This is a genomic window from Agrobacterium sp. Ap1, from assembly GCF_017313375.1.
Lineage (GTDB): Bacteria > Pseudomonadota > Alphaproteobacteria > Rhizobiales > Rhizobiaceae > Neorhizobium > Neorhizobium cellulosilyticum.
The window spans coordinates 46,536-60,973 of the sequence record NZ_JAFLMY010000006.1; the positions used below are offsets into that span (position 1 = coordinate 46,536).

At 59.4% G+C, this 14,438-nt stretch carries 16 protein-coding genes; 12 read left to right on the plus strand and 4 right to left on the minus strand.

Annotation, left to right across the window (positions count from 1 at the left end; all coding sequences use genetic code 11):
- Positions 1-111 precede the first annotated feature (111 nt).
- Positions 112-540, plus strand: coding sequence for a DUF6455 family protein (locus JZX87_RS13665; protein WP_206826180.1), 429 nt, complete (start codon positions 112-114; stop codon positions 538-540).
- Positions 541-622: 82 nt separating this feature from the next.
- Here JZX87_RS13665 and JZX87_RS13670 read toward each other — a convergent pair whose 3' ends face one another.
- Complete coding sequence (locus JZX87_RS13670) at positions 623-1,051, minus strand: CoA-binding protein (protein WP_148145306.1); 429 nt, start codon at positions 1,049-1,051, stop codon at positions 623-625.
- A gap of 518 nt (positions 1,052-1,569) precedes the next feature.
- Here JZX87_RS13670 and rplM point away from each other — a divergent pair.
- The gene (gene rplM, locus JZX87_RS13675; protein ID WP_148145307.1) at positions 1,570-2,034 is read left to right on the plus strand and encodes a 50S ribosomal protein L13; all 465 of its coding nucleotides are present in this window, start codon (positions 1,570-1,572) and stop codon (positions 2,032-2,034) included.
- A gap of 2 nt (positions 2,035-2,036) precedes the next feature.
- Positions 2,037-2,504, plus strand: coding sequence for a 30S ribosomal protein S9 (gene rpsI / locus JZX87_RS13680; protein ID WP_148145308.1), 468 nt, complete (start codon positions 2,037-2,039; stop codon positions 2,502-2,504).
- A gap of 150 nt (positions 2,505-2,654) precedes the next feature.
- Here rpsI and JZX87_RS13685 read toward each other — a convergent pair whose 3' ends face one another.
- A complete protein-coding gene (locus JZX87_RS13685; protein WP_206826182.1) occupies positions 2,655-3,911 on the minus strand; it encodes a TadE/TadG family type IV pilus assembly protein in 1,257 nt (418 codons plus the stop codon).
- Positions 3,912-4,177: 266 nt separating this feature from the next.
- On the opposite strand from JZX87_RS13685, the gene JZX87_RS13690 reads away from it, so the two are divergent.
- From JZX87_RS13690 to JZX87_RS13710, 5 genes are all read left to right on the plus strand, one after another.
- The gene (locus tag JZX87_RS13690; protein ID WP_148145310.1) at positions 4,178-4,522 is read left to right on the plus strand and encodes an antibiotic biosynthesis monooxygenase family protein; all 345 of its coding nucleotides are present in this window, start codon (positions 4,178-4,180) and stop codon (positions 4,520-4,522) included.
- 7 nt (positions 4,523-4,529) lie between these two features.
- Positions 4,530-5,480 (plus strand): agmatinase, encoded by a 951-nt coding sequence (speB, locus tag JZX87_RS13695; protein WP_206826190.1) that lies wholly within the window; start codon positions 4,530-4,532, stop codon positions 5,478-5,480.
- Positions 5,481-5,553: 73 nt separating this feature from the next.
- The gene (gene argC, locus JZX87_RS13700) at positions 5,554-6,486 is read left to right on the plus strand and encodes an N-acetyl-gamma-glutamyl-phosphate reductase (protein ID WP_206826192.1); all 933 of its coding nucleotides are present in this window, start codon (positions 5,554-5,556) and stop codon (positions 6,484-6,486) included.
- Positions 6,486-6,677 (plus strand): hypothetical protein, encoded by a 192-nt coding sequence (locus JZX87_RS13705; RefSeq protein WP_206826194.1) that lies wholly within the window; start codon positions 6,486-6,488, stop codon positions 6,675-6,677. Before argC ends, JZX87_RS13705 begins: the two co-directional genes overlap by 1 nt.
- An 18-nt stretch (positions 6,678-6,695) precedes the next feature.
- The gene (locus tag JZX87_RS13710; protein ID WP_206826199.1) at positions 6,696-7,364 is read left to right on the plus strand and encodes an aminoglycoside phosphotransferase family protein; all 669 of its coding nucleotides are present in this window, start codon (positions 6,696-6,698) and stop codon (positions 7,362-7,364) included.
- On the opposite strand, the gene JZX87_RS13715 is transcribed toward JZX87_RS13710, so the two are convergent.
- Complete coding sequence (locus JZX87_RS13715) at positions 7,354-8,454, minus strand: COX15/CtaA family protein (RefSeq protein WP_206826558.1); 1,101 nt, start codon at positions 8,452-8,454, stop codon at positions 7,354-7,356. The two genes, JZX87_RS13710 and JZX87_RS13715, sit on opposite strands and share 11 nt — an antisense overlap.
- A gap of 208 nt (positions 8,455-8,662) precedes the next feature.
- On the opposite strand from JZX87_RS13715, the gene JZX87_RS13720 reads away from it, so the two are divergent.
- Positions 8,663-8,872, plus strand: a complete 210-nt coding sequence (locus JZX87_RS13720; protein ID WP_206826200.1) for a DUF2842 domain-containing protein — start codon at positions 8,663-8,665, stop codon at positions 8,870-8,872.
- A 178-nt stretch (positions 8,873-9,050) separates the two neighbouring features.
- Positions 9,051-10,202: a GNAT family N-acetyltransferase gene (locus JZX87_RS31780; protein ID WP_353654194.1), complete on the plus strand. Its 1,152-nt coding sequence runs from the start codon at positions 9,051-9,053 to the stop codon at positions 10,200-10,202.
- 7 nt (positions 10,203-10,209) lie between these two features.
- Here the strand turns inward: JZX87_RS31780 and JZX87_RS13730 are convergent, their stop codons facing one another.
- A complete protein-coding gene (locus JZX87_RS13730; protein WP_206826203.1) occupies positions 10,210-12,486 on the minus strand; it encodes a GumC family protein in 2,277 nt (758 codons plus the stop codon).
- Positions 12,487-12,657: 171 nt separating this feature from the next.
- Here JZX87_RS13730 and JZX87_RS13735 point away from each other — a divergent pair, with 171 nt between their 5' ends.
- Together JZX87_RS13735 and JZX87_RS13740 are read left to right on the plus strand one after the other, a co-directional pair.
- Positions 12,658-13,248 (plus strand): polysaccharide biosynthesis/export family protein, encoded by a 591-nt coding sequence (locus JZX87_RS13735; RefSeq protein WP_148145317.1) that lies wholly within the window; start codon positions 12,658-12,660, stop codon positions 13,246-13,248.
- 6 nt (positions 13,249-13,254) lie between these two features.
- Positions 13,255-14,412 (plus strand): glycosyltransferase family 4 protein, encoded by a 1,158-nt coding sequence (locus JZX87_RS13740; RefSeq protein ID WP_206826205.1) that lies wholly within the window; start codon positions 13,255-13,257, stop codon positions 14,410-14,412.
- The last annotated feature ends 26 nt before the right edge of the window (positions 14,413-14,438 follow it).

The following is a 14,438-nucleotide window of genomic DNA, read 5'->3' on the forward strand; positions in this document are numbered from 1 at the left end:
CTCCCCAAAATGTGACTTGTTTTATCTTGTCGCAGCAAAGCGCGGACGTTGACGGGGATCAAGGAATATAATTCCGCCGGGCGCATCTTTCTCGAAACGAAGGAGGACGTCATGGGAAGGATGGCATACGAGGAACATACCAGCATTTCGCGGCGGTTCCTGAGCTGGTGCGCGGAGGCATGGTCGGCTGCCGCGGAAGCAGAGGAAATCGCCATGCTGGACGAAGCTACAATCCGACAGATATCCAAGGATTGCGCGATCGCGCCGGATGATCTTCTGCAGCTGGTCAAGGCAGGGCCACATGCGGCAGACGAGATGATCGAGATGATGCGTGCCCTCAACATCGATCAAAGCGATGTCGCGGTTCTGCATCCGGCTCTATACCGGGAGATGCAGCTGACCTGCACCAAATGCAAATCCAAGAGCCGCTGTCGCCATGACCTTGAGGCCGAAATCGCCGGCCAGGAGTTCGTTGGTTACTGCGGCAATGCGGTCAACCTGAACACGATGCGCGCCGACCCGGAACTGCTGCAAGGCTGAAACATGCTGCGTTCAATGCGAGCCGTGAGGTTGAATTAAAGCGTGCCGACGATCCGAGGAATCCCGGCACGCCTCTAACTTGTCAGCCAACAAGTCTCGGATATTCGATCGCCGGGCAACGGTTCATCACAACCTTGATGCCTGCCGCTTCGGCCTTGGCGGCGGCTGCGTCGTCACGTACGCCGAGCTGCCCCCAGATCGCAGCCGGCTGCGTTTCCAGCGCCAGCGTTTCATCGACCACGCCATCCAGATATTCCGGCGCGCGAAAAACGTCGATCAGGTCGATCGGCTCCGGGATATCGGCAAGCGTCGCATAGGTCTTGCGGCCGAGAATGTCCTTGCCGGCCTGCCCCGGATTGACCGGATAGACATTGTAACCCCGTTCGAGCAGGAAACGCATGACGCCATAGCTCGGCCGATCCGGCTTGGGCGATGCCCCGAGCAGCGCAATCGTGCGGGCTTCCTTCAATATCCCGGCTATATAGTCGTCGTCATAACGGTCATGGTTCATACACGGCTCTCCCGGCGGTTCTCTCCGCCTATCTGGTCGTTTGTTTGCTCTATCTAGTCTTTTGACTGCGCCATCGCCAACATGTTGCGGCGCTTCACATAGTCGCGAGGACCAACCAAGGGATGCATTCAGGAATTTGCCTCATTTGTTGCGGGAACATTCCAGCTTTGTTCGCAACACTTTAGCGGAGCCTAACAGTCTAACGAAAGATTACCGACATGGATGGATTGCCGCCGCTCTCAGTCCCCTTACAAGGATGAAAGGCCGGCAATCTCAAGTCGACAAAATTGTGGTATTAAAATACCACATAATTAACTACATGTTTTTGTTGGATTTATTTTTTGAAGCCCTGGATCCCCAACATTGACCGTCTGCGCGCGTCACGCTATAAGCGCGCCAGATTGCGGACCTTAACGGGCCCGCTTTCTTTTTGGCGCCTGAAAGGCTGCCAATACAAGCAACAAGAAACGCCCCGGCGACCGGTTTCCGGCCTCGGGGATCAAACGAAAGAGAAAACCATGTCTACCTTCGTTCAAAAGCCTGCAGAGGTGGAGAAGAAGTGGGTGATCATCGACGCCGAAGGGCTCGTTGTCGGCCGCCTCGCCACCATCGTTGCCAACCGCCTGCGCGGCAAGCACAAGGCTACCTACACCCCGCACGTTGACGACGGCGACAACGTCATCATCATCAACGCTGAAAAGTGCGTCCTGACCGGCAAGAAGTACACCGACAAGAAGTACTACTGGCACACCGGTTACCCGGGCGGCATCAAGGAGCGTACCGCACGCGCCATCATCGAAGGCCGCTTCCCGGAGCGCGTTCTCGAGAAGGCTATCGAGCGCATGGTTCCGCGCGGCCCGCTCGGACGTCGCCAGATGAAGAACCTGCGCGTTTACGCCGGCTCGAACCATCCTCATGAAGCACAGCAGCCGGTCGTTCTCGACGTGGCATCGCTGAACAGCAAGAACACAAGGAGCGCCTGATAATGGCTGATCTTTCCTCTTTGAAGGACCTCGCTCCGGCTGAAGGCCAGGCAGCACCGGTTCACGTCCGCAAGGTCGATGCGCAGGGCCGCTCCTACGCAACCGGCAAGCGCAAGAACGCCGTCGCCCGCGTTTGGGTCAAGGCTGGCTCCGGCAAGATCATTGTCAACGGCAAGGATTTCACCGCCTATTTCGCACGTCCGGTTCTGCAGATGATCCTGCAGCAGCCGCTGGTTTCGGCTGCCCGCAGCGGTCAGTTCGACATCATCGCGACCGTTGCCGGTGGTGGTCTTTCCGGTCAGGCCGGCGCCGTTCGTCACGGCCTGTCCAAGGCCCTCACCTACTTCGAACCGGGCCTGCGCTCGGTCCTGAAGAAGGGTGGCTTCCTGACCCGCGACAGCCGTGTTGTTGAACGTAAGAAGTACGGTAAGGCCAAGGCTCGCCGTTCGTTCCAGTTCTCCAAGCGCTAATCGCTTCGGGATTTATGCTTATCGAAAGGCGGGGCTTCGGCTCCGCCTTTTTCTTTGGGCGTTAGACAGCGCCGCAAGCGAGATCCAAAAAAAGCCGCCGCCCTCCTTTCGGAAGGCGACGGCCAGAATAACAGGCACGAGATGACGTGGTCAGTTGATCAACCGCACGGCGCTCGAACCCGAACTTGAACCCGGCTGACTGGAGGACGAGCCGCCTTCATAAGGCTCGATATTCCAGTTGGACGAGTTCATGATCATCGTGTTGACGACCATGTTGATGCGGCTCGTCTGGTTCGTCTTCGAATTATAAGTGACGTTGCGGTTCGGCAGATAGATGATGCCGCTCAAAGTCTCGCTCACCGATCCGTTGAAAATATACTGCTGCTTGTTCGAATTGTTGGAGGCGCTGCTGGTTGCCTCGTACATCAGCACCCCGCCATAAGGCCCCGAGGTGGGAGCCGATGCATTGAAGGTCAGGCCGCCATTGGCGCGAATCTCGCTGTTGACGTCGGGGAAATAGAAGGTCACGCCCTCTGCATTCACCGTCGCACCGGAATTGATGATCATCCGGCCCTTGATGATGTGAAGGCCGGGCAGGAAGGTGATCTTCGGGCTGCCGTTAAAGGTCACGTCACAATGCATGCCGGGCTTCAGGGTGAAGGTCGAGCCGTTCGGCACGCCGGACGTCTCACATTTCGATGGTAGCGTCGGCTCCGCAAACCTGCCGGCGTAAGGGTCGGCGGCGGCAGCACAACCGGTCTTCAAGTTGGTGAGCGTGCCGCCATTCTTGATGTAGTTCGTGCCCTTGACGCAGAAGCGCGGCGTCTCGATCTTGGCTCCGGCATTCATGATGAAGGCCGGGTTGGAGGTGGAAAGAACATCCACTCCACAGTTCTCCGATTTCACGTTCGCACCGGAATTGATCAGCACGGCCTGAGACGTGTTGGCAAGCACGTGAATACATGCCGCCCCGTCATTAACGGTCTCCCCTCCAGATTTGCTGGTTGCCATGGCCGTCGCGGTGACAACCAGCTTGAAATTGTCGATGCCGACAATGCCGAGAAAGGAATTCGGCATCGTGTAGGTATAGGTGCCGGTTACACTGCCATCGCTGTTATTGGTGACGACAAGAGGGTTTTCGCCCGTGCCGGCCGATGCAGGCATGAAACCTGCAGCAGTGGACTGGCGCTTGGCACTGTCGCTCTGACCGGCCGCGGCCAGAACGGCTGCATCGAGTTGCCCCTGGATCCTGCTTCGCTCGAAGTAGGCGGAAGATGCATCAACAGCACCGCCACCGGCCACAATCAGGACCGGCAACATGACCGCAGTGGCGATTGCAAAGTTGCCGCTACGATCGCCACCCAATCTGCGCACACCGGTCAAGGCTACATTCAAAAACGCTAACATTATCAACACCCAACCCGAAATCATGATATGATGTCCGAATAAGCGGGAGGCTTTAAATGTGCCTGAATGAAATATTTCCGATTTTAAGCTTCACTACATTTTAACCATCAGACACGCCGGAAACCGATGAAAAGGTCTCGCTCCGATACAGAAATCGAGGCGAGCAAGGCGGCGGTTTGCCGCTTCCGATCCATCAAGATTTGAGATTTGCTTATCACGCCCCGATCGCCAACGTGACGGATTACGAAACGATGAAAGAGCGATACATGTCCAGCCTGCCGGCCACTTCTTTTGCCCAACTTCCCGCGCCGCCCTATTATGTCGTCGCCTTCTCGTCCTGTCGCACCGAAGGCGACAATGGATATGGCAATATGGCCGATGCCATGGTCGAGCTTGCCAGCCAGCAGCCGGGCTTTCTCGGCGTAGAGAGTGCGCGTGGCATTGACGGTTTCGGAATAACCAATTCCTATTGGAAGGACGAAGACAGTATCAGGGCATGGAAGGCCGTGGTCTCGCATGCCGCGGCCCAGAAACTGGGCAGGGAGCGCTGGTACGAGGATTACCAGGTGCGGATCGCACGGGTGGAACGGGCATACGGTTTCGAGAGATAGGATAGGGATGGCAAGCAAATCGATCGACAACGCCTTCACGGCGAAAGCTTTTCGGGGCGCTGCGACCGACCCGACCTATGCGGGCGCACTTTCCTTCATGCGGCGGCCTTATTCCAAGGATGTAGAGGGTGCCGACGCGGTAGTGCTCGGCATTCCCTTCGATGCCGCCGTCTCCAACAGGCCCGGCGCCCGTTTCGGGCCGCAGGCGATCCGTCGCGCATCGGCGATCTTCGACAATGATCCGCAATATCCCTTCGCACGCGACCTGTTCGAAGCCATGGCCGTGGTCGATTACGGTGATGTCCTGCTCGACTATGGCAATCACCAGAAGACGCCGGGACTGATCGAAGAGACGGCATCAGAGATCATCACTTCCGGTGCCTTTCTGTTGTCGCTGGGTGGCGATCATTTTATCACCTGGCCTCTTTTGAAGGCCCATGCCGAAAAGCATGGGCCCCTCGCCCTCGTTCACTTTGATGCGCATCAGGATACGTGGGATGACGATGGCGAGCGGATCGACCATGGCTCGTTTGTCGCGCGTGCGGTGCGCGAGGGCGTGATCGATGCAGCGCACTCGATCCAGATCGGCATCCGCACTCATGCGCCGGAGGATTTCGGCATCCGCATCCTGCATGGCTACGATGTCGAGGACATGGGCGCACAACAGATCGCCGATGCTATCCTCGCCCATGTCGGCAACCGGCCTGTCTACCTCACCTTCGATATCGATTGCCTCGACCCGGCCTGTGCGCCCGGCACCGGAACCCCGGTCGCCGGGGGGCCGTCCAGCGCGAAAATCCTGTCGGTTTTGCGCAAACTCGGCAGCCTCGATATCCGCGGTGCAGACGTGGTGGAGGTGGCGCCGGCCTATGACCATGCCGATATTACCGCCATTGCCGGGGCAACCGTTGCAATGTATATGCTCGGGCTCAGGGCCGAGCGTCTGTCCCGGCTTTAACAAACTGATTCAACGGGCTGGTAAAGTGATTCCGGCTCCTTCTCCAGGGCACTGATTTAACAGGATAAAGGCAATGACACCGAAGATCTTCATCGATGGCGAACACGGCACAACGGGACTGCAGATCCGCACCCGCATGGCCGGCCGCCGCGACGTCGAGCTTCTGTCCATCCCGGAATCCGAGCGGCGCAACGCCGCGATGCGCGAAGATCTGCTCAACAGCGCCGATATCGCCATCCTCTGCCTGCCGGACGATGCTTCGAAGGAAGCCGTCGGCATGCTGTCCGGCAACAACAGCGTTCGGATCATCGACACGTCGACCGCCTACCGGATCGCGCCTGACTGGGCCTATGGTTTTGCCGAGATGGACAAAGCTCAGGCAGACAAGATCAAGGCCGCCCGGCATGTCGCCAACCCCGGCTGCTATCCGACCGGCGCGATCGGCCTCATCCGCCCCTTGCGCGCTGCCGGCATCCTGCCGGACGGCTATCCAGTCTCCGTCAATGCGGTCTCCGGTTACACCGGCGGCGGCAAGCAGATGATTGCACAGATGGAAGACCAGTCCCGCGAGGATGCGATTTCTGCCAACAATTTCGTCTACGGCCTGCCGCTCAAGCACAAGCATGTACCGGAAATGAAGACCCACGGCCTGCTCGACCGCGCACCGCTGTTTTCGCCTTCGGTCGGCCGCTTCGCGCAGGGCATGATCGTGCAGGTGCCGTTTTTCCTCGACGATCTTAAGGACGGCACGACGATCGAAAGCATCCATGCGGCGCTCGTTGCACATTATGCCGGCCAGGATATCGTCACCGTCGTGCCGCTTGCGGAAAGTACCAAGCTCGGCCGCGTCGATGCGGAAGAACTGGCCAATACCGATCGCATGAAGCTCTTCGTGTTCGGCACTCCGGGCGGCGCGCATGTGAACCTCGTCGCCCTGCTCGACAATCTCGGCAAGGGCGCGTCGGGTGCAGCCGTGCAGAACATGGATCTGATGCTGTCCGCCTGATGACAATTGCGGCCCCATCCCTCCCCGCAGATCTTGTGGAGCGATGGGGCATCCGGTTTTCTGAACTGATTGCGGATACGCGCACGAGCCTCGTCCATCGCGTTCTTCGACGCGATGGCTCTCGGGCGATCACCAAGCAACTGAAACCCGAAGGACTGCACGAACTCTCCGGCATCGACTTTCTCGACTAGCGTAAGAGGTGCGGCAGCGTGCTGGTTCTGGATCGCCGGAACACGGCCTGCCTGCTTGAAGACGCCGGAACGCTGATGCTGAAGGATTACAGGCTTCAGCATGGCGAGGATGCCGCCAACAACATCATTCTGTCGGTTCTGGGAGAGCTGCATTCGGCATCAGTCGACGCGCCGCCTGACAGCCTCATTCCGCTGCGGTCGCATTTCCAGCCCTTGTTCGAGCGGACCTCCAGGGAAGATAAACCCGATCTTTCGGCAGCTCTTGCCTATAGTGCATCGATTGCCGATGACCTGCTCTCGTCGCAGAGCGACATCCGCCCGTTGCATGGTGACCTGCATCACGAGAATATTGTCAGCGGATCGGAGCGAGGCTGGCTTGCCATCGACCCTCAGGGGCTTCTCGGTGATCCGGCCTATGATGTCGCCAATGTCTTCGGCAATCCGGACGGCGCTTTTGCGGATATCATCGACCCGCAGCGGATCACCCGACTGGTCGACCTGTTCGCGCCGGCCATCGGCTGCGAGCGGGAGAAAATCCTGCGTTACGCCATCGCGCATGCTGGTCTTTCGATCTGCTGGTCTCTGGAGGGTGGCGACAGGATTTCGGGAGACGGCAATGCGATGGAGCGCCTTGCCTTCCTGAACGTCGCAAACAGACTGCTCGACGAGCGCGCCTTTAGCCTCTGACTTCGATCGCTGCTTCCCGCTGATACTCGCCGAAGAAGGCGCGGAAATGCGCGACGGCGAAGCCGAGGACGATCAGCGCCATGCCCTGATGTGCAAGCGCCATGTCGAGCGGGACTTGAAAGATGAGTGTCGAGATGCCGATTACCGCCTGAATGAGGACAAGGATGAACAACAACACGGCACGACGGGCATGGGTCGTCGCCGGGGCCTTCGACAGCGAAATGATCATGTGCAGGAAGACGGCTGCGAGGAGAACGTAGGCGCCGCAACGATGCACAAACTGCACCGTCTTGGGGTTCTCGAAGAGATTGATCCACCAAGGGTTCTGGGTGAACAGGTCGCCGGGAATGACGGCGCCATCCATCAGCGGCCAGGTATTGTAGCTCAGGCCGGCATCGAGACCGGCGACGAGTGCGCCGAGATAGATCTGGAAGAGCACAAGGAAGGCGATCGCGCCGGTAGCCCATTTCGACCGGTCCGTCGGCGCGCGGTCCTTCGCATGGGGCGCTAGCCCCCGCATGATCCAGACACAGGCGGAAAAGATCAGACAGGCGATCACGAGATGGGTGGCAAGACGGTATTGCGAGACGCTGACCAGCTTGGTGAGGCCGGACGAGACCATCCACCAGCCGATGAAACCCTGAAAGCCGCCAAGCGCCAGCGTGCCGAGCAGCGGCAGGCGCACCCGCCTTTCGATACGGCCGGTCAGCCAGAAAAAGGCAAGCGGAAGAGCGAAGATGAGACCGATGGACCGGGCGAGGAAGCGGTGTGCCCATTCCCACCAGAAGATCGACTTGAATTCATCGACCGTCATATGGCTGTTGAGCAGCTGATATTGCGGAATGCGCTGGTAGAGTTCGAACTCTTCCTGCCACTCGGCAGCATTGAGCGGCGGGATGACGCCGTGGATCGGCTTCCATTCGGTAATCGACAGGCCGCTGTCGGTGAGCCGCGTGGCGCCGCCGACCAGGACGAGACAGAAAAGCGTGAAGATGACGAGACCCAGCCAGATGCGGACCGCCTTGCGGTTCCGGTCCAGCCGTCCGGTTTCGCGCGTCGCTTCGATGATGATCGTGTCCGTTGCCGACATGGTGACGACTCCTGCCATTCATGGCTTCATTCGGGCCGCAATCGGGGGTGCTCATCGGCCCGTTTTCATGGGACGCCGTGAGACAACGCGCCACAGCGGCAGATCGTCTCCGGTTTCCACGTTGCTTTGCCCCATGGACCCGTGCAAAACAAGCCCCAAGGCTTTGCGGCATCCGGTCGCGGCATGCACAAGAACGGGAGGGGCGTAGGTGCCGCGTTGGAGAAATTTTGTCGGTACCATCCTGATCATCATCCTGGTGATTACCTATGCGCTTGCGGCAACGACGATTGCAACGCTGACACTCGCCACTTCCCCGTGGTGGGTGCATTTCCTTTATTTTCTTCTGTCCGGCCTGCTATGGATTCTGCCTGCGATGCTGATCATCAAGTGGATGGCCGGTCCGAGACCGAAGCGATAGACGTATACCGCAGGTTAACCAGACCCGACGCTTCCGAGCGGCCTGTCAGGGACATAAACCCATTCTTCTTGCTCACCGCCCAATATAGCAGCGATCATATGGGTGATGGATGACCGCAAGGGCAAATCATAACGAGACGCATACTCCAGTGGCTCTCTCCGGGACGGCGGAGAAGCCGGTGGCGCATTTCGATGAACTCGACATCACCCTAGTACGCGACATCTCTTTCATCGAAAACGAATGGCGGCGCCTCGAAAACCGCGAATGGAATTCACTCAATCAGGGCATCGACTGGTGCCGTGCCTGGACTTCGGCGCATCAGAGTGCGCTTTTGGCCGTCACTGGCTCGGTCGGCTCCCGCATCCTGTTCCTGCTGCCGCTGGAGATCGCCCAAGGCAGGTTCGGGCGCATCGCGCGGCTACCGGGCGGGCGGTTCAACAATCTCAACACGGGGCTTTTCGACGAGGCGCTTACCTCTCCGGATGCGAATGTGCTGCGACGGTTCAGGGCCGATATTACAAGATGCCTGCGTGGTGTTGCCGATCTTCTGGTGATCGATGAAGTGCCACTGCACTGGATGGGCATCAAGCATCCTCTCGGTGATCTGGCCTCGATCGAAAACCAGAACCATTCGTTTCAATTGTCGCTTCTCGACACGATGGAGGCAACGCTTGCGCAGATCAACGCCAAGACACGGCGCAAGAAGTATCGCGTTCAGGTACGCCGGCTGGAAGCGATCGGCGGCTTCGATTATGTCGTGGCCACTACGCCGGACGAACAGCACACGCTTCTTGAGCGGTTCTTTTCCCAGAAAGGCGAACGGCTGAAAGCTTTCGGCCTACCGGATGTGTTTGCCCCTGCCCCGACACGTGATTTCCTGCACCGGCTGCTCGATACACCGGCGCAAGGCAATCACAAGCCGCTATCCATGCATGCGATACGCCTGAAGGGACAACATGACGGCCATATCGCGGCCGTGACCGGCCTTTCGCGAAAGGGCGGTCACGTGCTTTGCCAGTTCAGCTCCATCGACGACAGCATCGGAGCCGAGGCAAGCCCGGGGGAGCTGCTTTTCTGGCTGGCGATAGAACGCTGCATCGAAGACGGGGCGACGCTTTTCGATTTCGGCATCGGCGACCAACCTTACAAGCACAGCTGGTGCAATCAGGAAACCCTGCTGCACGATATGCTGCTGCCAATCAGCACCAAGGGCTCTGTGCTTGCTGGCTTGTATCTGGCGCAGACCGGCATAAAGACTGCGATCAAACGGAACCACAGGCTCTATGCGCTGGCCCAGCGCTGGCGTTCCCGCCGCGACGGTCAGGATTGACAGAGTTTCAAGCGGCGCTGCGGCGGCGTGATGACGGCGACTGGCTGTCGTCCGGCTGAGCCATGACGAGCAGGTTGCGGAAACCGGCATCGGCATAGGTGACGACAAGCTCGGCAATGGCATCTTCGGTAAAGCCCGGAACAGAAAGAATGATCTCCGTTCCATCGGCGCGCACAAGACGCTTCAGGCTGCCTGTATCGGCAGGACCACATTCGATCAACACAAGGTCATAGGCGTCGGAAAGCGCATCGATGATCATCGTCAGGCGATCTGCGGCACGCATCGCACGAACAGGATCGGAGATGCCCTGCGGCACGATATGGGCCTCTGAGAGGCGATCGGGATGGATGGCCTCGCCGAAGGCGGTTTCTCCGCAGAGAAGATCAGTGATCCCCGGTAGCCGGTCATGCTCGGCCATCAGACGCGTCGGGCAGGCCGATCCGGTCAGATCGATAAGGATCACGTTTCGGCCGGCTTCAGCCACTGCGCGCGCCAGCATGACGCTGGCCGTTGAGCCACCATCACCATTCGGAGATACGGCGACAGCAACAGGGACAGCGTGACGCTGTAGGTAATGGGCAACGGAGCCGATCGTGAAGCCGGTATCGACGACGGGAGCGACTTCAGTCTCGTCGGATCCGACAGATTGCGGGCTGGCTACATTGATCGCTTTTGCCGGTGGAGCGGCAGCCGGTGCGGGAGGCAGGACGGCGGTGCGAACCTCCTCCTTCCGTTCAATCACGGCTTTCTGTTCCGGCAGCGCCGTGGTTTCGACCCGCGTTTCGCGCGAGACGATGGCGGCGGCTGGCGCAGCGGCCGGCAACGGCGCTTCTGCAATCTTCTCCCGTTCCTGAACCGACGCAGGCTCCAACGAGACCTCGCGATTGATCGGCCGGAGTGCCCGACCACTGAACAGTTCGGAAATCATCACGATCAGGCAGCTGACGATCAGTGCAGCGAGCGTCACGACGGTGACGATCGGGATAACCTTGGGGAAATAGGGCTCGGATGGCTCAACTGCTTTCGAGACGACGCGGGCGTCGGCTGGCGAAGCATTGCCATCAAGCCGGGAAGTCGCCTCACGATAACGAGCAAGATAGGTCTCAAGTAATTGCCGCTGGGCGGCGGCCTCGCGCTCCAGCGCGCGAAGCCCCACCTCTTCCTCTCCGGCGCGAGCGGAATCTGCCTTCAACGTATCGAGCTGCGCCATCAACTGCTGCTCGCGCAGGCGAGAAACCTCGGCCTCGCTGTCGAGACTCGCCAGAACCTTACGGGTTTCGCTGGCAATCTGCTGTCGGATTTGCGCCAGCTGTGCCCGCAGGCCCTTGATCCGGGGATGGCCGTCGAGAAGCGATGTCGCCTGATCCGAAATCTGCGCCTGAAGATTTGTCTCAGCTTCCTTGAGCCGCTGGATGACCTGCGATCCTGCAACATCCGCGATTGTGTCGGGTGCGCGTCCCGCACCCAGCGCGGTGCGAACATTTTCCACTCTCGCCTCGGCATTGGCCCGCTCTCCACGCACACGGGTGAGTTCGGTCGAGATATCGTTCAATTGCTGACTGGAGAAGCTGTTGGTTTCATTCGTCCGAAACAGGCCATTTCTGGATCGATATTCAGCAACCTTGCTTTCGGCCTCCCTGACCTTCTGCGTCAGATTGGCGATCTCCGGCTCGAGCCACTTGGCCGTTTCCGAATGCGTATCGAGCTTGGCGCCACTCTGGAGCTGAAGATAGACCTCTGCCATCTTGTTCGGAATGGTCGAGGCAAGGATCGGATCGTGCGAGGAGAATTCGACGCCGATGACGCGGGAATTCTCAACCGCGTAGACTTCCAGCCTCTCGCGGAATTTTTCCACGACCCGATCTTCGGGATCGAGCGCCATGGGGTCCGGCTTCAGCCCCACCATAACCAGAAGATCAGGCAGAAGCGATCGCGCCGCCGGATCGAATTCCTTGTACTGAGCAAGGTTCAAATCGCGGGCAACGCGGCGGATCAGATCGGTCGATTGCAGCAACTGCGCCTGGCTGGTGATGTTGAGACTGTCCAAAACCGGATCGTTACCGGCAGCTGCGCCCGCCCCGCCCGTAAGGTTCGGGGAGCGGGATTCGATCAGAAGTCGGGTCTCGGCTTTGTAGCTCGGCGTCATCATGCTGGTAACAACAAGAGTGGCGACGGCCGCAAAGGCAGTAACAGCAATGATCCGCCCTTTGCGCGCCCATACCGCGGCGATCACGCGGCCCAGATCGATATCCACGTCCTGGTAATTGCCGTTGGCACCCGACATCACACACTCCAGCGTCTCAATTCAGCGAATGGTAAAGGACCATGGTAACGCTGCGGTTAACGACCCCACACTTGCGAAGTTGCTTATATTAAGCTCCACCTTTACCCGCCATTAACCCTAACAGATCCATAACGAACAAAATGATGCGAACAGCCGGAGCCTGAGTGGGACATGGTCGTTGCCCGACGCAGACAAGTGCAGACCCGTAAGGTGCTGGCAGCGGCCTTGGCCGTCACAGCCGCACTGCTGAGTGGCTGTGCCTCCAGCCCGCCGCCAGCAAAGGGCTTTGAGGCAGCTGCATTGCAGCCCTATCGGCTGGATAGCGGCGACCGTCTGCGCGTCACCGTGTTCGAACAGCCGGGGCTGACAAACACCTACACGGTCGATCAGGCCGGCTACATCGCATTCCCGCTGGTCGGACAGGTCGCGGCCCGCGGCCAGACCCTGCCGGCGCTCGAAGGCTCTATCGCGGGCCGTCTGAAGCAGGGCTATCTGCGAGATCCCGACGTCAGCATCGAAATCGATCGCTATCGCCCCGTTTTCGTCATGGGTGAAGTCGGACGGCCGGGCCAGTATTCCTACGTGCCGGGCATGACGGCGCAAAATGCGATCGCCATTGCCGGCGGGTTCACCCCGCGCGGCAACGAGCGGGACGTCGACGTGACACGCAAGGTCAATGGACAGGTGGCGACCGGCCGCACGGCAATCACCGCCCCGATCCTTGCCGGCGACACGATCTATGTCCGCGAGCGCCTGTTCTGACCCAAGATGCGACCCCTTCCCCCCTTGCGCATCCTGCATTGCTTCCGCAATCCGATAGGCGGGATCTTTCGGCATGTGCGCGATCTGGTGGAAGAGCACAGCGCCGCTGGTCATCAGATCGGCATTCTCTGCGACAGTTCTACGGGCGGCGCCTACGAGGACGCGCTGTTCGAGACCATCAGGCCGAAACTCGCCCTGGGACTGACGCGCCTGCCGATGCGGCGAGCCATTTCGCCTTCGGACATGATCGCTCTTGCCAAGAGCTATCAGCATATAAAAAGTTTGCAGCCGGACATCTTGCATGGACATGGCGCCAAGGGTGGCGCAGTGGCCCGGATGATCGGCTCAGTGTTGCGGGTAAACAGGTATCGCGTAGCCCGCGTCTATTCTCCGCATGGCGGCAGCCTGCATTTTACCCGGTCATCACCGACCGGGCAGATTATCCTCAGGCTTGAGCGCCTCCAGGAGAATTTTTGCGATGCCATAGCCTTCGTCTGCGATTACGAAAGGCGGACCTACGAGGCCAAGGTGGGAACACCAAGACCACATTCGCAGGTCATTTATAACGGTATAAACGAAGCCGAATTCGCGCCCGTCTCGCTGGAGCCGCAGGCTACGGACTTTCTCTTCATCGGCATGATGCGCGACATGAAGGGGCCGGACGTGTTTATCGACGCCTTCCTGCGCACCGAACGCCGCATCGGCCGGCCTTTGACCGCAATGATGATCGGCGACGGTCCCGATGAAGACAAATACCGGGCCATGATCTCGGAGCTCGGGCTCGATCGACGCATGCAGATGCTGCCCGCCATGCCTGCTCGCAAGGCTTTTGCGCTGGCCAGAACAATCGTGGTTCCGTCCCGTGCGGAGGCGATGCCCTATATCGTGCTCGAAGCACTCGCTGCAGGCAAACCCGTTATTGCATCCAGGGTTGGCGGCATACCGGAAGTGCTGGGTGAAAGCAGCGAGGCGCTTGCCATTCCGGGCGACGCTCAGGACCTCTCCAGCATCATGACAGCCGCCGCTACACAGCCTGATTGGCGTATCCGCACCATGCCGAAACCCTCCGCCTTCAAATCAGTATTCTCCGCACAGGTGATGGCGCGCGACATGCTCGGCCTCTATCGGGATGCCCTGCAGACCGGCAATCGAAAGCCAGCCTAAAGGCTTCCTTAGCATCTTCCTGATAA